The sequence below is a fragment of the Plesiocystis pacifica SIR-1 genome, from assembly GCF_000170895.1.
Classification (GTDB): domain Bacteria; phylum Myxococcota_A; class Polyangia; order Nannocystales; family Nannocystaceae; genus Plesiocystis; species Plesiocystis pacifica.
Map to the genome: position 1 here is coordinate 1 of NZ_ABCS01000116.1, position 17,101 is coordinate 17,101.

The 17,101-nt window shown below is 70.9% G+C and carries 15 protein-coding genes and 1 pseudogene; 7 read left to right on the plus strand and 9 right to left on the minus strand.

Going from position 1 to position 17,101, the window contains the following annotated elements; translation table 11 throughout:
- Together PPSIR1_RS35360 and PPSIR1_RS35365 are read left to right on the plus strand one after the other, a co-directional pair.
- Nucleotides 1-411, plus strand: a pseudogene (locus PPSIR1_RS35360) (hypothetical protein); the annotation flags it as partial.
- A 120-nt stretch (nucleotides 412-531) separates the two neighbouring features.
- Nucleotides 532-1,416, plus strand: a complete 885-nt coding sequence (locus tag PPSIR1_RS35365; protein WP_157596317.1) for a hypothetical protein — start codon at nucleotides 532-534, stop codon at nucleotides 1,414-1,416.
- Between the two features lie 27 nt (nucleotides 1,417-1,443).
- On the opposite strand, the gene PPSIR1_RS35370 is transcribed toward PPSIR1_RS35365, so the two are convergent.
- The 3 genes from PPSIR1_RS35370 to PPSIR1_RS35380 all read right to left on the minus strand — a co-directional run bounded on the left by PPSIR1_RS35370 (nucleotide 1,444) and on the right by PPSIR1_RS35380 (nucleotide 4,253).
- A complete protein-coding gene (locus tag PPSIR1_RS35370; protein ID WP_045117397.1) occupies nucleotides 1,444-1,770 on the minus strand; it encodes a TerB family tellurite resistance protein in 327 nt (108 codons plus the stop codon).
- A gap of 71 nt (nucleotides 1,771-1,841) precedes the next feature.
- On the minus strand, nucleotides 1,842-2,921 hold the full coding sequence (locus PPSIR1_RS35375; protein WP_006976069.1) for an AAA family ATPase: 1,080 nt from the start codon (nucleotides 2,919-2,921) through the stop codon (nucleotides 1,842-1,844).
- A gap of 87 nt (nucleotides 2,922-3,008) precedes the next feature.
- The gene (locus PPSIR1_RS35380) at nucleotides 3,009-4,253 is read right to left on the minus strand and encodes a NupC/NupG family nucleoside CNT transporter (RefSeq protein WP_198154687.1); all 1,245 of its coding nucleotides are present in this window, start codon (nucleotides 4,251-4,253) and stop codon (nucleotides 3,009-3,011) included.
- A 274-nt stretch (nucleotides 4,254-4,527) separates the two neighbouring features.
- Here PPSIR1_RS35380 and PPSIR1_RS35385 point away from each other — a divergent pair, with 274 nt between their 5' ends.
- Complete coding sequence (locus PPSIR1_RS35385) at nucleotides 4,528-6,936, plus strand: serine/threonine-protein kinase (RefSeq protein ID WP_006976071.1); 2,409 nt, start codon at nucleotides 4,528-4,530, stop codon at nucleotides 6,934-6,936.
- A gap of 18 nt (nucleotides 6,937-6,954) precedes the next feature.
- Here the strand turns inward: PPSIR1_RS35385 and PPSIR1_RS35390 are convergent, their stop codons facing one another.
- The 4 genes from PPSIR1_RS35390 to arfB form a co-directional block, all read right to left on the minus strand.
- Nucleotides 6,955-8,220: a phytanoyl-CoA dioxygenase family protein gene (locus tag PPSIR1_RS35390; protein ID WP_006976072.1), complete on the minus strand. Its 1,266-nt coding sequence runs from the start codon at nucleotides 8,218-8,220 to the stop codon at nucleotides 6,955-6,957.
- A 2-nt stretch (nucleotides 8,221-8,222) separates the two neighbouring features.
- Nucleotides 8,223-9,038 (minus strand): hypothetical protein, encoded by an 816-nt coding sequence (locus PPSIR1_RS35395; protein WP_006976073.1) that lies wholly within the window; start codon nucleotides 9,036-9,038, stop codon nucleotides 8,223-8,225.
- Nucleotides 9,039-9,223: 185 nt separating this feature from the next.
- Nucleotides 9,224-9,550, minus strand: coding sequence for a type 2 periplasmic-binding domain-containing protein (locus PPSIR1_RS35400; protein ID WP_006976074.1), 327 nt, complete (start codon nucleotides 9,548-9,550; stop codon nucleotides 9,224-9,226).
- A gap of 86 nt (nucleotides 9,551-9,636) precedes the next feature.
- Complete coding sequence (arfB, locus tag PPSIR1_RS35405; protein WP_006976075.1) at nucleotides 9,637-10,059, minus strand: alternative ribosome rescue aminoacyl-tRNA hydrolase ArfB; 423 nt, start codon at nucleotides 10,057-10,059, stop codon at nucleotides 9,637-9,639.
- A 67-nt stretch (nucleotides 10,060-10,126) separates the two neighbouring features.
- On the opposite strand from arfB, the gene PPSIR1_RS35410 reads away from it, so the two are divergent.
- The gene (locus PPSIR1_RS35410; RefSeq protein WP_006976076.1) at nucleotides 10,127-11,653 is read left to right on the plus strand and encodes a DsbA family protein; all 1,527 of its coding nucleotides are present in this window, start codon (nucleotides 10,127-10,129) and stop codon (nucleotides 11,651-11,653) included.
- 21 nt (nucleotides 11,654-11,674) lie between these two features.
- Here PPSIR1_RS35410 and PPSIR1_RS35415 read toward each other — a convergent pair whose 3' ends face one another.
- A complete protein-coding gene (locus PPSIR1_RS35415) occupies nucleotides 11,675-12,622 on the minus strand; it encodes a dienelactone hydrolase family protein (RefSeq protein ID WP_157596318.1) in 948 nt (315 codons plus the stop codon).
- Between the two features lie 95 nt (nucleotides 12,623-12,717).
- Nucleotides 12,718-13,692: a carbamate kinase gene (locus PPSIR1_RS35420; RefSeq protein WP_198154688.1), complete on the minus strand. Its 975-nt coding sequence runs from the start codon at nucleotides 13,690-13,692 to the stop codon at nucleotides 12,718-12,720.
- 82 nt (nucleotides 13,693-13,774) lie between these two features.
- On the opposite strand from PPSIR1_RS35420, the gene argF reads away from it, so the two are divergent.
- From argF to PPSIR1_RS35435, 3 genes are all read left to right on the plus strand, one after another.
- The gene (gene argF / locus PPSIR1_RS35425; protein ID WP_045117398.1) at nucleotides 13,775-14,719 is read left to right on the plus strand and encodes an ornithine carbamoyltransferase; all 945 of its coding nucleotides are present in this window, start codon (nucleotides 13,775-13,777) and stop codon (nucleotides 14,717-14,719) included.
- Nucleotides 14,720-14,781: 62 nt separating this feature from the next.
- On the plus strand, nucleotides 14,782-16,428 hold the full coding sequence (locus PPSIR1_RS35430) for a hypothetical protein (RefSeq protein WP_006976080.1): 1,647 nt from the start codon (nucleotides 14,782-14,784) through the stop codon (nucleotides 16,426-16,428).
- Nucleotides 16,404-17,087 carry a hypothetical protein gene (locus tag PPSIR1_RS35435; RefSeq protein ID WP_006976081.1) on the plus strand — a complete coding sequence of 228 codons (684 nt, stop codon included), beginning with the start codon at nucleotides 16,404-16,406 and terminating at the stop codon, nucleotides 17,085-17,087. The genes PPSIR1_RS35430 and PPSIR1_RS35435 overlap by 25 nt, the downstream gene beginning before the upstream one ends.
- Nucleotides 17,088-17,101: the final 14 nt, after the last annotated feature.

Consider the following 17,101-nt stretch of genomic DNA (forward strand, 5'->3'; position numbering starts at 1 on the left):
GGCGGTGGCGGCTCGGGCGGGAGCCCCTGCGACGACTGCTTCGCCGACTTCTTCTCCGAGCTGTGCGGCGGCCTCGCCAAGGAGTGCAACCTGTGTGGCGCCTGCTCCGAAGGCTGCGGCGACGCCCTCGACAACTGCACGAACGGGTGCTGCGAGGGCTCGTGCAACGCCTGCAGCGACATCTGCGGCGGGTGCTCGGGCTGCGGCGACGTGTGCGGAGACGCCTGCGGGGAGTGTGGCGGGTGCGGCAGCGCTTGTGGGGACTGCGGGAGCGCCTGTGGGGACTGCGGCGGCGCCTGCGAGGGCTGTGGATCGGGTTGCAACGAGTGTGGCTCCGGATGCAACGAGTGCGGATCCGGTTGCAACAACTGCGGATCTGGCTGCAACGGATCGAGCTGCAACGGCTGTTGATGGAGCCACGACGGGCGCGAACGAGCCGCCCTCCCCTTTGCCGCGGCCCTGTGCTACGCCGAAGCCATGGCTTTGCTCGATCGTGCGCGCGCCCTCGCTGGCGCACCGCTCGTCCTCTTCGTGGCCACCGCCAGCTCCGCCTGCACCATGGCCAACCCCAACTTCCAGCGCAGCGTGGCGGAAGGCGGCAGCGAGGACGACGGCGAGGAGCTCGAGGAGGAAGAGGCGTCCGCCGACGGCGAAGACATGCCCGCCGACGAGTCCGACACCGACGAGGGCTACTGCGACCCGAACTTCCCGTACATGTACGCCATCGACTTCGAGGTCTCGGGCTACCCCTGCCTCGAGGAGCTCCACACCTTCGGCATCGAGATCGACTCCCCCGGGGACTACAACACCCCCGCGGACGGCCTGGTCACCGTCGCCGAGTGCACCATCGGCTGCGCCACCTGCTACCCCGACCAGCCCATCCACGTCGGCGCGCCCTACCTCTCGGCCCTCGTCGAGACCCTGGCCGAGCAAGAGGCGAACTTCGGCGAGACGCGCTGCCTCACGGTCTACGTCCCGGCCCCGAGCTGGGTCGACGAACAAAACGAGGTCTGCCACTACGACGCGATGTTCATGGCCGAGCTCTTCGACGGCCCCGTGTTTCTGGGCCGCCGCGACGCCATCCCCCTCCCCGCGGAGGCCCAGACCTTCCTCAGCGACACCCTGGTCGAGCCGCCCTCCCTCGACGACGAGCCCGTCGCCGCCTGCGACTGCGCGGGCTACTGGAGCGACTACCCTGGAGAGGCCGAGTGCTGCTTCGACTTCGGGGGCGAGCCCGAAGCTCGGATGACCGCCTTCGCGGGCGACACCTACGAGCCTGGAGCCCACATCCTCGAGCTGCCGAGCCCCGGCGGGGACCTCTCGTGGCGCTTCGAGGTCACCAAGGCCTCGCACACCTGGAGCTGCGACACTCCCCAGGGCGAGGACTCGCTGTCCTGGGCCCTGATCCGAATGTGATCGCCGACCGACCTGAACGCGACGCGCTCAGAAGGACAGCAGCTGCTCGAACAACTCGAGGCTCTCGGCCTCTTGGGGGTCGACGCGCTCGTCGGCGTTGACCAGGTCGCGCACGGCGTCGAGGAAGAGCTTGCGGTGCTCGGCGGGGACCTCCGTCGGGTCGACCTCCTCGGGGCGCGGCGGGTGCTTGAGCCACCCCTCGATCTGCGCGCGGTCTTCCTCCAGACCCAAGCGCTCGATCATCTGGGACACGAAGGTCCGCTCTTCATCCTGGATCTCCAGATCGGCCCAGGCGAAGGAGCACACGAACTTCATCAGACGCAGGCGATCCGCGCGAGGTAGGGACGCAGGCATGGGCGCAGCCTACCACGGCGGCGGCGCCGTGGGGCGGACAAGCGACGGGCTCGAAGGCCCGGCTCAGGGGCTCAGACCCGGGTGCGCACGGTGTTGCCGGTCGCCGCGGCCATGACCCCGTCGCACAGATCGAGGCCCCGCGAGCCCCGGGGCAGCGACTGCATGCGCAGGGCGTAGTCGGGGTGCTCCGCCAGGGCGGCAACGCGCGTCCCCTCGCTCGGGTCGCGGGTCACCAGTGTCACTTCCGGAGCCCCGAGCTCGGCGAGCACGAGGGGGCTGCGGGTGGCGATCAGCACCTGAGTGGGCCGCTCTTTGTCGACGGTGAGCTCGCGCAGGATGGCCATCGCCTCGACCACCAGGCCCGGGCTCAGGCCGGCCTCCGGGGACTCGACGAGCAGCACTCGGGGGCGATCGGCGTAGCGCAGCGCCTCCCAGGCGAGCATGCGCAGGAAGCCCTCGCCGACGTGCTCGGCGGGGATGCGCTGGCCGTCGAGGGTGCGCATGACCAGGGTCTTGGCCGAGCTCGACACCGAGGAGACCTCCACGCCGCCCATCCACGGGAAGCGCTTGCGCATGCGCTGGGTGATCTGGTCGAAGGCGTCGCCCTCTCGGTGCAGCAGCTGCTCGTAGACCCAGGCCAGGCCCCGGCCGTCGGCCCCGAACATCACGGGCGCGCCGGCGCGACGCACCGGGCTGTCGGCGATGAGCCCGGCGCGCTCGAGGGCCACGAAGCCGACGTGCAGGCGCTGGCGAATCTCGGTGACGAAGTGGCCGATCGCCGCCGGCTCCTCCGAGGCCCAGCTGAAGTCTGGCGTGATGTGACGGTAGCCCAGCCACTCGCCCTGCATCGACTCGCGCACGTAGCTCTCGAGGGTCTGCGAGCGCGGGGCGAAGCCGACGTTGAAGCCGAGGCTGCCGGCGAACTCGACGGTCAGCGTGAGCGTGTCCCGGGCCTTGCGGGGGATCATCGGCGCCCGAGCGTCGCGCTCGCGCTGCGCGTCGGCGTTGATGAAGCGGGACAGGGCGTCGATGGCCTTGAGCACCGTCGACTTGCCCACGTCGCTGGGTCCGACGAAGGCGTGCATGGGCGTGGGCTTGAGCTCCGCGTGGCGGATGCAGCCGTAGTTCTCGATCTCGAGGCGCTTGATCAACGGAACGCTCCGGCGGGCAGTGTCGCGCTTTCGAGGACGCTTGGGAAGCCCCTCGCACTCGCGCTGCCAACCGTGGGCTCCGCGCGCTCAGGCTGCCATGAGCGCGCCCGCGACACAGGCCGTCGAGAAGTTGGCCAGCGTCGCCGCGACCAGTGCCCGCACGCCCATCTCCGCGATGTCCTTCTTGCGCCCGGGCGCGAGGGCCCCCAGTCCGCCGATCTGGATGCCGATGCTCGACACGTTGGCGAAGCCGCAGACCGCGAAGGTTGCGATCGCGGCCGAGCGCGGGCTGATCTGATCGAGGACGTTGCGCAGGTCACCGAAGGCGATCAACTCGTTGAGGATCGTGCGCGTGCCGAGGACCGCGCCCACGGCCTGGCAGTCCGCCCAGGGCACACCCATGAGCCAGGCGACCGGCGCGAGCAGCCAGCCCAGCAGCCGCTGCAGGCTCAGGGGCTCGCCGCCGGGCTCGAAGGGGATCGCCCCCAGGCCGCCGTTGATCAACGACACCAGGGCGATGAAGGCGATCAACATGGCGCCGACGTTGACCGCCAGCTTGAGCCCGTCGGTCGTGCCCTGGGCCGCGGCGAGCAGCAAGCTCGAGTCCTCGGACTTGGGCAGCTCGATCTCGCTCTGGCCCGAGGTCTCGGGCTCCTCCTCCTCGGGCATCATCAGCTTGGCCGTGACCACGCAGGCCGGGGCGGTCATCGCCACGGCCGCGAGCAGGAACTTCTTCTCGACCTGACCGATCGCCACGTAGGCGCTCAGGATCGCCCCGGACACCGTCGCCATCCCGCTGACCATGACCAGGAAGAGCTCGCTGCGCGTGAGCCTCTCGAGGAAAGGACGGATGGTCAGCGGCGCCTCGGTCTGGCCCATGAACACCGCCGCGCCCACGCTCAGCGACTCGGCCCCGCTCGTGCCCATGGTCTTGACCATGACCTTGGCGAGCACGCCGACGATCAGCTGCATGACCCCGAGGTGGTAGAGGATCGAGAACAGCGCCGCGACGAACACGATCGTCGGGAGAATCTGGAACGCGAAGATCACACCGAGCCCGGACTCGCCCCCGCCCTGCATGCCGAGGGCGCCGAACAGGAACTGCGAGCCGACGTAGGAGTGGCTGAGGATCGCGGTCACGAAGTTGGCGACCTTCTCGAGCACGAACTTGCCCGCGGGCACCCACAGCAAGAGCGCGCCGACGCCCCACTGGGAGAGCACGCCCCACACGAGCACCTTCTTGTCGACCCGCTTGCGGTTCGTGGATAGCGCAAAGGCCACGGCGAACATGACGGCGCAGCCAAAGATCGAGACGAGGCGAGACAGAGCCAAGGTGCGCCCATGCTACAGGCACCCGACGTCGGGATGGGGCCACGGGGGCCGATGGCCCCCAGGACGGGGCTGGGACGGGGCTGGGCCCGCGAGAGCGCGAGAGCACGCATCGGGGGTCACGAGGGCGCGCGCATGCGCTCGGCTCCGGCGCTCCACTGGTCTCAGGATCAGCCCGCGGAGCGGGGGCGCGCCGCCGCGAGTGAGTCCGCGCCAAGACGCGCCGACGCGCGCACTCTCGCGGCAGGTCGGCGGCGAACTCTGCTAACGTCGAGCGATGGCGGACACGGAGGTCGACGAGGCCGACGGCCGAAGCGGTGCCCGACAAGCGGTCGCCACCGGCAGCGTGTTCGCCGAGCGCTACGCCGTCGAAGAGCTCCTCGGCCGCGGCGGGATGGGCTCGGTCTATCGCGTCCGCGATCACGAGGTCGGAGAGATCGTCGCGCTCAAGCTCCTCGATGCGCTCAGTGCCACGCCCGAGACCGTCGAGCGCTTCCGCCGTGAGGTCCGACTGGCGAGGCGCGTCACCCATCGCAACGCCGCGCGCACCTACGACCTCGGCGAGCACGAGGGCTGGCGCTTCTTGACGATGGAGTACGTCGAGGGCGAGAGCTTGCACACCTACCTCGGGCACAGCCGGCCGAGCCTGCGCCGAGCCCTGGACATCACCCGCCAGCTCGCCGAGGGGCTCGCGGCCGCCCACGCGGCTGGGGTGGTGCACCGCGACCTCAAGCCCGCGAACGTGCTGATCGAGTCGGGCGGGCGCGTGGTGATCACCGACTTCGGCATCGCCCGCGCCTTCCAGGACGTCGACACGAGCATCCAGACCGGCGGCCTGCTGGGCACGCCGGCCTACATGTCTCCGGAGCAGATCGCCGGCGAGCGGATCGACGCGCGCACGGACATCTACTCCCTCGCGCTGATCTTCTACGAGATGCTCTCGGGCACCCTGCCCTTCGCCTCGAGCACGCCCATGGCCACGGCCCTCGCCCGGCTGCACCGCGAGCTCCCCGATCTCGCGGCCGAGCCCCTGCTGCCCAAGATCGCGGCGCCCTTGCTGACCCGCTGCCTGGCGCGCCAACCGAGCGACCGCCCGGGCACGGCCCGGGAGGTCGCCGACACGGTCGCGGGCTTGCTCGAGCTGGCCCAGACCGACGGCCACCCGACCACCGAGCAGCCCTCGCCGCTGCGCGGCGCCCTGACCACGGCCGCGACCCAGCACAGCCAACACAGCCTCGCGTGGACGACCCCGGCGACGCCCACCGTGCCCCGCGGCCGGGCCCTCGCGGTCCTGCCCTTCCGCTTCCGGGGGCCCAGCGATCAGGCCTACATCGCCGAGGGCCTCGGCGACGAGCTCATCGACGTGCTCTCGACCATGCGCGGGCTGAGGGTCTCGGGCAGCGGCGCCACGGCCCGCTTCGGCGAGGGCAACGACCGCGACCCCCGGAGCGTCGGCACGGAGCTCGGCGTCGACGTGCTCGTCGACGGGACCATGCAGCTGTCGGGCTCCCGCGTGCGCATCTCGGCGCGCCTGCTCGACGTGAGCAGCGGCTTTCAGCTGTGGAGCGAGCGCTACGACGGCACCCTCGAGGACGTGTTCGCGCTCCAGGACACCATGGGCAAGCGCATCGCCGAGGCCCTGCGCCTCGAGCTCGAGGACATCGCCCACCGCGGCGGGGCGCCGGCCGAGGCCATCGAGGCCTACCTCCGCGCCCGCCGGCTCGCGCGGACCTGGGACTGGAAGGGGCCCGAGGGCGCCGTGGCCCTCTACGATCGCTGCATCGAGCTCGCCCCCGAGTTCAAGCCCGCCCTCGCCGGCCGGGCCATCGCCTACCTGCGCGCGTGGTTCCTGCCCAGCTGGGACGCCGACGAGCCCGACTGGGAGAAGCTCGCCGCCGAGGTCGTCGCCGAGGCCCTCGAGGGCGCCCCCGAGCTCGCCGAGACCCACCTCGCCGCGGCCATCCACGGCGTCCAGTGCGGCGAGTACAAGCAAGCCGCCAACAGCCTGGCGACCTCCCTGCGCATCGCCCCGACCTACGCCGACGCCCACGCCTACCTCGGCCGGCTGCAGCTCGAGGCCGGGCGCGCGCGCCAGGGCATCGCCCACATCGAGCTGGCCATCGAGCTCGAGCCGCGCAACATCTGGTCTCTGGTCGAGGTCGCCCGCTACCGGGCCCTGCACGGCGACCTCGACGGCTTCGAGGAGGAGATGCGCCGCTTCCACCAGTCCACCGGGCGCGACGTCGACGTGGCCTCGGCCGTGCTCGAGCTGCGCGTGGGCTCGTGGTACCGCGACCGCCAGCGCATCCTCCAGGCCCACCTGCTGCTGTCCGAGAGCGCCTCGGAGCGCTACATCCACACCGCCTTCGCGCGCATGCTCGTCCACGACGAGCTCGCCGAGGAGGACCTGCGCGAGACCCTCGACCGCATCCTGACCTGGGCCCGCAACCCCCGCTTCGTGTCCATGGTCTGCCAGCTCGCCGCCGAGGCGGCCCAGCACCACGGCCACGAGGGCCTGGCCTTCGAGTGCCTGCAGCGCGCGGCCGAGACCGTGCTCATCGACCTCGACTGGCTCGACTACTGCCCCTTGCTCGAGCCCCTGCGCAAGCGCCTGACCTTCGAGGGCTTGCGCGCGCTGGTCCGCGGGCGGGCCGAGGCCATCTGGTCGACGCCCATCGACGACTGACGCCGCTCCAGGTTCGGCTCAGGGCTCTCCGCGCAGCCGCACCGACTCCGGGTAGGGCTCGACGCGGGCCCGGGGGTTGACGCTCCGGTCGACCTGCCCGCGCACGAGGAAGGGCGGCAGCTTGGCGAGGGAGTAGGCGATGGGCCCGTCGGGGCAGGGAAAGTGGTTGGTGTCGAGGCCCGGATAGACCGACACGTCCGCCGCCGTGTAGCGGCCCACCAGGGCCAGCCGCGTGTCCCCGCTCGTCACGTTGGGGTAGGACGCGTGCATGTTGAGCGAGGTGAAGATCACCGCCTCGCCCGCGCGCAGGGTCAGGTCGCGGACCTCCCGGCCCGCGAAGTCGATGCCCAAGAGCGCCCGGCTGCCCTCGAACACGGCCTGGACCCGCTGAAAAGAGCCCGACGAGAACAGCCCCGCGGCGAGCACCGGGCGCAGGGCCTCCGGGGGCAGCTCGCCGAGGAACTCCAGCATGTGGTCCATGGCGAAGCCGTACATGTACTCGAAGCGCCCGTCCTCGAAGCTCCCCGGCATGATCCGCAGGGCGCCGTTGGCCACGGTCGCGTCGCGCAGGGCGATCCACACGTTGAGGCTGAGCATCCCCGGATCGACGGCGACGCCTGCGGGCGGGGCCAGCTTGTTGCCCCGCGCCGTCTCCCGAAAGGCGCTGTTTTGATGCCAGAAGGTCCCCGCCGCCCCGGGCCGCTTCTCGAAGAACTGCGAGCGCCAACACAGCAGGTCCTCGCCGAGCAGCGAGGCCACCCGGTCGCTGAGCTCGGGCATGGTCAAGACCTCCCACAGCGGGCGCTTGCGCAGCGCCTGGTAGAGGCCGCTGTAGTTGATGGTCCAGGTCCCCGCGCCGCGCAGGGAGTCTTCGCAGGCCTGGCTCAAGGCGGTGTGGGTCTGAAAGTCCGTCTGCTCCCAGCGCTCGGACTGGGCGGCGAGCTGCTCGGCCTCCCGCGCAGACAGCAGGCGGAAGGGCTCGCTGATGCCCGTGCGCTCGAAGTCGGCGATGGCCTCCGGGCTCAGGGCGTGGGGGCCGACCGGGGCGGCCCCTCGCGGCCTTCGGCTGCGCAGCTGCAGCCCGCGCAGCGCCTCGAGCTCCCGGGTCCGTCGGCGCCGGCGCTTTGGGAAGGGCGGGAGCTCGCGCAGCGCTCGGCGCTGCAGGCCGGCCAGACCCATCAAGGTCGCGATCTTGGCCCGCTTGGCCGGGCTCAGGTCCAGGCCCGCGCAGAACTCGGCCAGGGGCTGGACGCCGTGCATCATGTCATCGATGGTGAGCGACATTTCTAAATTCCTTGTTCTCGTCGTGGACGACGCCACGCCCTCCCTGCCCCACGTCCTCGACCAGAGGGGGTGTTCGACGCAGCGGCGGAGCCTCGGGCCCGACCGCGCGACCACAGCCGGGTGAGGGCTCGGCCCAGCCAGTGGCCGAGGTTGTCGAGGTTGCCGGGCGCCAGCACGACCACGCCCGTGATGTCCGGGGCCAGCCAGCGGCGCTGGTCGTAAAAGGCGATGTCCGGGTGCGCGCCCTCGACCCGGTGCGCGGGCTCCCGCAGCACCCAGGCCCGGTCTCGGACGCAGCCCAGCTCGGGGTCGAAGTCCTCGCCAAAGTGATGGCGGCCGATCGCGGTCATGATCGCCGCGCGATCGGGGTCGAGCTCGCGCTCGGGCCGCGGGTGGTAGTCGCGAAGGTTGCGCGCGAAGATCAGATAAGGACGAAAGGTCGCAGCCAGGGCCCACACGTAGATGGGGTCGAGGGGGGCGCGCAGCCTGGCCTCGGCCATCAGCGCGCAGATGAGGCGCTGGATCAGCCCGCGGTTGCGGTAGGGCGCCTCGACGATGGTCAGCCCCAGGCCGATCGCCGTGAACGGCCCCGAGGGCGCGCGCAGCTGGGCGAACTTGGGCAGCGCGAAGCCCACGATTCGAGGCTCGTGCCCCATCCAGCCGCGGTCATGGAACAGGGCGATCCGCTCGAAGCTCGCAAAGCGGGACGCGAAGGGCTCGGCGTCGTCGACATACTCGGCCTCGTAGAGCTGGCGCATGTAGGCCACCTCGGCGGGCGTGAGCTCCCCCGGGCGGCGATGGGAAATCGTGAGAGGCATATCCAGTCGGAGCCTTTCATATACTCATTTAATCGAGCGCTGTCCGCCCCGTCCCCGGTGATAGCCGGCCAAATGGACTGCGGAAAGAGCACGAGGCGCTCCGCTCAATGCCACAATTGCCTCCCCCAATACTATGACCATTCCCATGGATGGCTCCGCCCCTCCCAAAAGGATGGCCGCGCGTCTCAGCCGCGGGCGACCTCGAGGGCGGCGTAGAGGCGCTCGGAGGTCGCCGTGATCCGGTCGGTGGTTGCGACCGCCCGGGCACAGGCGATGACTTGGGGCAGGCGCAGAGCGACCCGCCGGCGCAGGCCCTGCTCGGCCAGGCGGTCATCGACGATGCTGCGCGCGGGCAAGCTCGCGGCGACCATGGCGTGGCTGTGGCCGGCGTAGCGCTCGAGGCTCGGGCGCTCGGCGCTCGAGGCGATCTCCCGCCTCGCCTGGGAGCAGGCGCGGCTCGACGCCTCCGAGCCTGGGCTGCGCCGGGAGCTCGGCGCGCGAATGTCAACCACGAAAAAATCTCCGCCCGGTCCCTCCTACGGCCCGGGCGGAGATCGCCCTGATGGTCTCGGGTCAGACCCGAGGTTGAAGCTGGTGGTCAGTCGAAGCCGGTGCGCCGCCCCTGCTTCTTTTGACTCTGGCGCCGCTTGTCGTCGAGGCGCCGCCGCTTCGCGGCCCGGCTCGGCTTGGTCGGCCGGCGACGCTTGGGCCGGTCGAGGGCCGCGCGGACCATGTCCGCGAGGCGCTCGCGGGCGAGCTCGCGGTTGCGGTCCTGGCTGCGCGTGCTCGCGCAGCTGATGAGCAGGTTGCCGTCACGGTCGATGAAGCGACCCGCGGCTGCGACCAGGCGAGCGCGCGCCCACTCGGGCAGGCTCTCGCTGTTCGCCAGCGTCCAACGCAGCTGGACCTTGGTCGCAACCTTGTTGACGTGCTGGCCACCGGGACCCCCGCTGGCGACGGCGGTCCAGGACAGCTCGCGGGCGGGGATCACCACCGCCGCAGTCACGAGCAGGTCTTCCATGGCGCCGAGTCTAATCTCGATCTCGCTCGACGCCAGTGGATCTTTGATCGGCGTGCGACACTGAGGCATGGGACCCGACCGACCCACGGCGACTCCTCTGGCCACTTCCCTGGCGACTCGGCTCGCGGCGGCGCTCGGCCTGCTCGCGCTGCTGACCCTCCTCGGCGCCAGCGTTGCCTGCCGCCCCCAACCCAGCGCCGACCTCGACGCGGCGACGAAGGCCGACGCGGAGGCCGAGCCCGTGCTCCGTGGTCAACAGGCCCCGGTCATCGCCGAGCCCCCGACCGACGCCCAGATCCGCGCGCAGGGGCCCCTGCTCGAGTGGGACGCCGCCGACCTCGACCACGTCCGCACGCTCGAGTCCCTCGACGACGGCGAGCCCCGCTACCGCGTGGACTACGACCGCGAGCACCCCTGGCTCGGCGCCGCCCTCCCCCAGGTCACGATCGTCGTGTTCACCGACTACCAGTGCCCCTACTGCTCTCGCTGGGAGCAGACCGTGCGCGAGCTGCTGACCCGCTACCCGGACCGCCTGCGCGTGGTCTACCGCCAGTTCCCCCTCGCCTTTCACAAGCAGGCCGAGCCCGCGGCCCGTGCCGCGCTGGCGGCCCACGCCCAGGGCCGCTTCCCCGACATGCACGCCCGCCTGTTCGACAACCAGCGCCAGCTCACTCGGGCCGATCTCGAGCGCCATGCCGCCGATCTGGGCCTCGACGTCCAGCGCTTCCAGGCCGACCTCGACGCTCCCTGGCTCGCCGATCGGGTCCAGGCCGACATGGCCTTTGGCCAGAGCCGCGGGGCCCGGGGCACGCCCATGAGCTTCATCAACGGCCGCCCGCTCAGCGGCGCCCAGCCCATCGACGCCGCCGAGGAGCTGGTCCTCGAAGAGCTGCGCCGCGCCGAGCAGCTGCTCGGCAGCGGCGTCCCGCCCGAGTGGCTGTGGGTGACCTTCATGGCCGCGGCCAAGGACGAGGCGTGGTCCCAGGCCCGCGCGCGCTCGAACCCGCCCAAGCCTGGACCCGACACCCGCCAGGTCGTCGCTACCGCCAAGCTCACCCCCCGCCGCGGCGCGGCCAAGAAGGGCCAGCGCGCCAAGGACCCGGCCAAGGTCGAGCTCGTGATGTGCGGCGACTTCGACTGCCCCTTTTGCAAGCGCTCGACCGCGACCTTGACCGCCCTCGAGGCGCGCTACGGCAGCGACCTGGCCGTGTTCTTCCGCCACTTCCCCCTGCCCATGCACAAGGACGCGCGCCCGGCCCACCGCGCCGCCATCGCGGCCGACAACCAGGGCCAGCTCTGGGCGATGTTCGAGCTGCTCTACGCCGAGCCCAAACAGCGCAGCCAGGCCGAGCTCGAGGCCATGGCCAAGCAGCTCCAGCTCGACATGAAGCGCTTTCGCAAGGACATGGCCGACCCCGACACGGACGCGCGCATCGACGCGGACATCAAGACCTGCTCCGGCCTCGGCGTGTCGGGGACGCCGACCTTCTTCATCAACGGCAGGCTGCTCTCGGGCGCCCAGCCCGAGGCCAGCTTCGCCACGGTCATCGACGAGGAGCTCGCCGGCAAGGGCCCGCCGCCGGCGAAGCCCTGAGCTGGACCCCGACCGCAGCGCCTACTGCAACCACTGGTCGAGCAGGTCGAGGGTCTCGGCCTGCGCGGCCTCGCGGGCGTCGAGGTCGGCCTGCGGATCGCCCGTGAACCACACGTCGAAGCCGTGATCGGCCCCGGCGTAGACCCGGAGCTCGAAGCGGTCCTCGCTGACCCCGCGGGCATCGGCGACGCTGTCGACCTGCGGATCGCGGATCTCCTCGCACTTGCCGAGCAGGCTGTCGTTCTCGGCGTGGGGCACCCACATGGGCGCGTAGGGGTAGAAGAAGCGCTCGGCGTCCTCGCTGTCGAGGTCACCGGCGAGCTGCCCCTGGAGCCCGCAGCCGGGGTAGTAGGCGACCCCGCCCACGAAGTAGGCCTCCGTGCCCACGCTCGCCAGGCGCGAGTCCTTGGCCACGCCCAGGTCCTCGTGCATGGCCATCATCGCCGTCGAGGCGCCGTTGGAGAAGCCGACCACGGCCATGCGCGAGCAGTCCATGCGCGGGTCGTCGCAGGCGAACTCGGCCGCCGCCCGGGCGTCGAAGGTGCGGACCACCAGGCGCTCGTTGTCGGTCAGCTCCCGGGGGATGACGCGCTCGTCGAACCAGTCGCAGATGCCCCGGGAGTAAAAGCTCGCCGGGAGCACCACCGCGATGCCGCGCGAGGTCAGCAGCTCGGGCCAGATCCGGAACTGGTCGTGCACGTCCTCGAGGCAGCTCGGATCGCCGTAGCGGAACAGGCCGCCGGAGCCGTGCAGCATGACCACCGTGGGCCAGCCGCTCGCGGGCGGCTCGCCCTCGGGCACGGCCACCCGCGCGATCACGGCCTGGTCGAGCTCGTTGCACAGCGCGACCTCGTCGTCGTTGCGCGGCTCGAGCTCGCCGCAGGCGACGGCGCCGTCACCCTTGGGCCGGGGGTTGCACGCGCACAGCGCTACCACGGACCCAAGGACGAGGACACGACGCAGATTCATCCCCGACTTGATCGCAAGTCCAGGGCGCGAGCGCAAGGACGACGCAGCAATGTTCCGCTTGGATTGGGTCGCAACCCAACAGCAGACCGGGTCGCTCAAATTTTGCCGACGAAGTGCGTCCCCGTCCGGCCTTCGAGGGCGTCGACGAGGCTCTCGGCGTCGGTGATCAATCCGCGTCGGCCGCCGCGCTGCAAGAAGCCGTAGATCGCCTCCACCTTTGGACCCATGGAGCCCTTGGGGAAGTGGCCGGCCTCGATGTAGCGCCGACACTCGGCCATGGTCACCGCGCCCAGGCGCATCTGGTGCGGCTCCCCCCAGTGCAGGTAGACGCCGTCGACCGCGGTCAGGATGATCAACAGCTCGGCGTTGACGTCGGTCGCGAGCACGCTCGAGGTCAGGTCCTTGTCGATGACCGCCTCGACACCGACGTAGTCGTTGGACGCCGGCTCCTTGGTCATCGGGATCCCGCCCCCGCCGCCCGCGATCACGATGTGCCCGGCGTGAGCGGTCTCGCGGATCATGTGACGCTGGATGACCTTGATGGGCCGCGGCGAAGGCACGACCCGTCGCCACCCTCGCTTGCCCGTGTCCTTGATGGTCCAGCCCCACTCGGCCTCGCGCCGCCTGGCCACGGCCTCGTCCATGCTCGGCCCGACCGGCTTGGTCGGATCGCCAAAGGCAGGATCGTCGCGGTCGACCAACACCTGCGACACCACGGTGACGACGTAGCGGCGGATCTGCCGGGCGCGCAGCTCGTTGAGCAGCGCCCGCTGGAGCAGGTAGCCGAGGCTGCCCTCGGTCTGGGCGACGAGGGCGTCGAGGGGCTGGGGCGGGATCGAGTCCCGGGTCAGCTCGACCTTCTCGAGCAGCCGCCCGACCTGCGGCCCGTTGCCGTGGGTCAACACCAGGTTGTAGCCGCGCTCGACCAGCTTCATCAGCTCGAGGGCGATGCGGCGGACGTTCTCGGTCTGTTCGGCGTGGGTCCCCTGCTGTCCCGGTTGCATGAAGGCGTGTCCGCCCATGGCGACGACGGCCGTCGTGGCGGGTTGGGTCAACTTTGGGGAGCTCACCGAAAAAGGCTAGCAGCGTCGGAGCCATTCGGGCACAAATTCCGAGACAATTCCGAGGCCAGAATTGCTACTGTCTGGCGCCATGTCGAACGCCCGTCATCTGCGTAGCCTCCTGGATCTGAGCCCCGCCGAAACCATGCGCGTCGTCGAACTCGCGGCACAGATCAAGGCCGACCCCAGCCTCGCCGCGGGGTCCCTCGCGGGCAAGTCGATCGCGATGATCTTCGCCAAGCAGTCGACGCGCACGCGCATCTCCTTCGAGGTCGGCATCCACCAGCTCGGCGCGCAGGCGCTCGCCCTGAGCTCCGGGGGCGGGACCGGCATGCAGATGGGCCGCGGCGAGTCGATCCACGACACCGCGAAGGTGCTCTCGCGCTACATCGACGCCATCGTCATCCGCACCTACGGCCAGGCCCAGGTCGACGGGTTGGCCGAGCACGGCAGCGTGCCGGTCATCAACGCGCTGACCGACCTCTACCACCCCTGCCAGGGCCTCGCCGACCTGCTGACCATCCACGAGCACTGCGGCGGCACCAAGGGCAAGAAGCTGGTCTGGGTCGGGGCCGGCAACAACGTCGCCCACACCCTCCTGCTCGCTGGCCCGCGGGCGGGGATGGACGTCGTTTGTTGCGTGCCCGAGTCGCTCCCGCCCAACGCCTTCGTGGTCGAGCGAGCCAGGCGCGACGCCGCCGCGGCCGGAACCACGATCGAGCTGAGCTCCGACCCCGTCGCCGCGGTCGCGGGCGCGAACGTGATCTACGCCGACACCTGGGTCAGCATGGGCGAAGAGGAAGAGGCCAAGCGCTTGCTCCAGCTGCTCGCGCCCTACCAGGTCAACGACGCGCTCATGGCTGCGGCCGGCGAGCAAGCGCGCTTCATGCACTGCCTGCCCGCGCACCGCAACGAGGAGGTGACCGACTCGGTCATGGATGGTCCGCAGTCGGTCGTGTTCGACCAAGCCGAGAACCGCCTGCACGCGCAAAAGGCCTTGCTGATGTTGCTGCTCGGCGCGCGATCCTGGACCTAGCCCGCGGCTAGACACACGAGTTCGCGCCTAGCCAGGGCTGCCACGGAAAAATAGACTCGGGTATGGCCCGCCTTACCCTGACGAACCCCCACGCCGCCGCGCTGCTGGTCTCATCCAGCCTGGCGCTGGCGGCCTCCGGTTGTTTTCAACCCGACGAGCCCGGCGACGACGAGGTCGGCGAGGGCACGGACGAGACCGCCGACGCGTCGACCGACGACACCACGGGCGACACGAGCGACGACACCACCACCGACGACGACACGACCACGACCGAGGGCACGCCCAACGAGGCGCCGACCATCGACAGCTTCACCCTCAACGGGGAGGCCGGCGACATCCTGATCACCGCCGCCGGGGCGGTCCAGATCGCCGTCGAGGCCAGCGACAGCGACGGCGAGATCGCCGAGGTCCAGATCCTCCGCGACGGCGAAGAGTTCGCGGTCATCCCGGGCCCCGGCCCGTTCACGGCCGAGTTCGTCGTGGGCGGCGAGGCCTTCGACGGCAACTACGTGTTCGACGCCGTCGCCGTCGACGACGGCGGGCTCGATGCCTACGCCGGGCCGCTGACCGCCAGCGTCGACGTGCCCCTCGGCGGCGAGATCGAAGCCTGGGACAACGACTGGGGCGCGAACGAATTCTCCTACCGCGTCGCCGTGGACCCCGACGGGACCCAGGTGCTCGTCAGCGGCTACGAGTCGGTCATGAGCGAGTTCTACGGCCGCATCGAGCGGGTCCAGGGCGAGCCCTGGGCGACCGATCAGGTGGCCGTGGTCCAGATGGCCGCCGGCCTGGCGATCCTCGACGACGCGCGCGTGATGGTCTCGGGCTGGAGCGCCCCCGACGGCGAAGAGTCCGTGCTGATCGAGTACGACAGCGCCGGCGCGCAGCTGAACCTGACCCAGGGCGACTGGACCTCCCCGGGCACGCCCCCGGCCAACTTCGAGGCGCCCCTGGACCTGATCACCGACGCCGACGGCAACCTCTACATCGCCGGCGTGTTCACGGGCGACGGGGGCAGCCAGCCCGACACCTCCTACATGTTCAAGTTCAACGCCGCGGGCGATCTGCTGTGGCAGTTCCACAGCGACCTGAGCGACGCCATCGGCCAGCCCGTCTACGGCGTCAACATCGACGTGCGCGGCGAGGACCTGCTGCTCACCGGCCAGGCCCGCACCCCGGTGATGGACGACGTCATCAACCAGATGTGGTTCGCGCGCTTCGACACCGACGGCAACTTCCAGAGCGAGGTCGTGGTCGACGGCGACGAGGGCTTCGCGTGGGCCGGCTCGGCCGACCCCGGCGGCCAGGTGCTGATGGGCGGGATGCGCTTCACCACCGACGTGAACGAGTCCTACCTCGCCCGCTACGGCGCCAACGGCCAGCCGCTGTGGACCAAGCAGGGCGGCCACGAGGGCATCGGCGCCGTCGTCGGTACGGCCATCGACCCCTTCGGCAACTACGTCGCGCTGATGCTCGAAGAGTGCGTCACCGGCTTCTTCAGCCTGGGCAACTGCAGCGCCTACGTCCGCAAGTACACCCCCGGCGGCGATCTGATCTGGGAGCAGGCCTACGCGACCAACGACTTCGCCGGCCCGAGCATCATCCCCCTGGCCGGCGACCTCGACGTCGACCGCTTCGGCTACATCTACGCGACGATTCCGCGGATGGGCGAGGACATGGACTATTGGGCCGTCAAGCTGCACCCCTGAGCCGCGCGCTGCCCCTGGCCGCGCTCGCCTCGTGCCTGGCCTGCCCCGCGCAGTCCGGCGACGAGCAGGCCGGGGCGAGCCCGAGCGCCGCCCCGGTCGACAGCTTCGAGCCCCTCGGCCCCGAGCCCGGGCGCTTCCTCGCCGAGGACGGGCGCATCCGCGTGCCCGTGCCCGTGTCCGCCGTGGATGGGGAGCCAGGGTCGGAGTCAGAGCCAGGGTCAGCTCCAGGATCGGAGTCGGCGTGGGAGTGCCTCGAAGACTCCCACGGCGAGGGCTCGGCGCGGGCCGTGGCGATCCGCTGCCGACGCACGGACCCCCGCGAGTTCCTGTTCTTCTCGGCCAAGACCCACCGCCAGCCCCGGCCCCAGCGCACCGACGCCGAGACCTTGCTGATGTCGCTCTACCGCGCCGACAACGAGGCCTTCTTCAGCCGGGTCGAGTACCTGCGCGACGGGCCCACGACCCTCGCGGGGGCGCGGGCGTGGGAGGCCGAGCTCGACGCCGAGCACCCGCGCCTGGGGGCGATCCGCAAGCGCGAGCGCCTGGCGATCACCGGGGACCGGGTGCTGGCGATCTCGGCCGAGGGCCGCCCCGAGCTGTGGGAGCAGCACGCCGACGCAATCGAGGCGTGGTTCGCTAGCGTCGAGTTTGCCCGCTGAGCGCCCTGGCGCTC

Excerpts from the sequence above, each read along its gene's own strand:
- PPSIR1_RS35370 (WP_045117397.1), bottom strand. The coding sequence starts at position 1,770 with ATGCCTGCGTCCCTACCTCGCGCGGATCGCCTGCGTCTGATGAAGTTC.
- PPSIR1_RS35385 (WP_006976071.1), top strand. The coding sequence starts at position 4,528 with ATGGCGGACACGGAGGTCGACGAGGCCGACGGCCGAAGCGGTGCCCGA.
- PPSIR1_RS35390 (WP_006976072.1), bottom strand. The coding sequence starts at position 8,220 with ATGTCGCTCACCATCGATGACATGATGCACGGCGTCCAGCCCCTGGCC.
- PPSIR1_RS35395 (WP_006976073.1), bottom strand. The coding sequence starts at position 9,038 with ATGCCTCTCACGATTTCCCATCGCCGCCCGGGGGAGCTCACGCCCGCC.
- arfB (WP_006976075.1), bottom strand. The coding sequence starts at position 10,059 with ATGGAAGACCTGCTCGTGACTGCGGCGGTGGTGATCCCCGCCCGCGAG.
- PPSIR1_RS35410 (WP_006976076.1), top strand. The coding sequence starts at position 10,127 with ATGGGACCCGACCGACCCACGGCGACTCCTCTGGCCACTTCCCTGGCG.
- PPSIR1_RS35415 (WP_157596318.1), bottom strand. The coding sequence starts at position 12,622 with ATGAATCTGCGTCGTGTCCTCGTCCTTGGGTCCGTGGTAGCGCTGTGC.
- argF (WP_045117398.1), top strand. The coding sequence starts at position 13,775 with ATGTCGAACGCCCGTCATCTGCGTAGCCTCCTGGATCTGAGCCCCGCC.
- PPSIR1_RS35430 (WP_006976080.1), top strand. The coding sequence starts at position 14,782 with ATGGCCCGCCTTACCCTGACGAACCCCCACGCCGCCGCGCTGCTGGTC.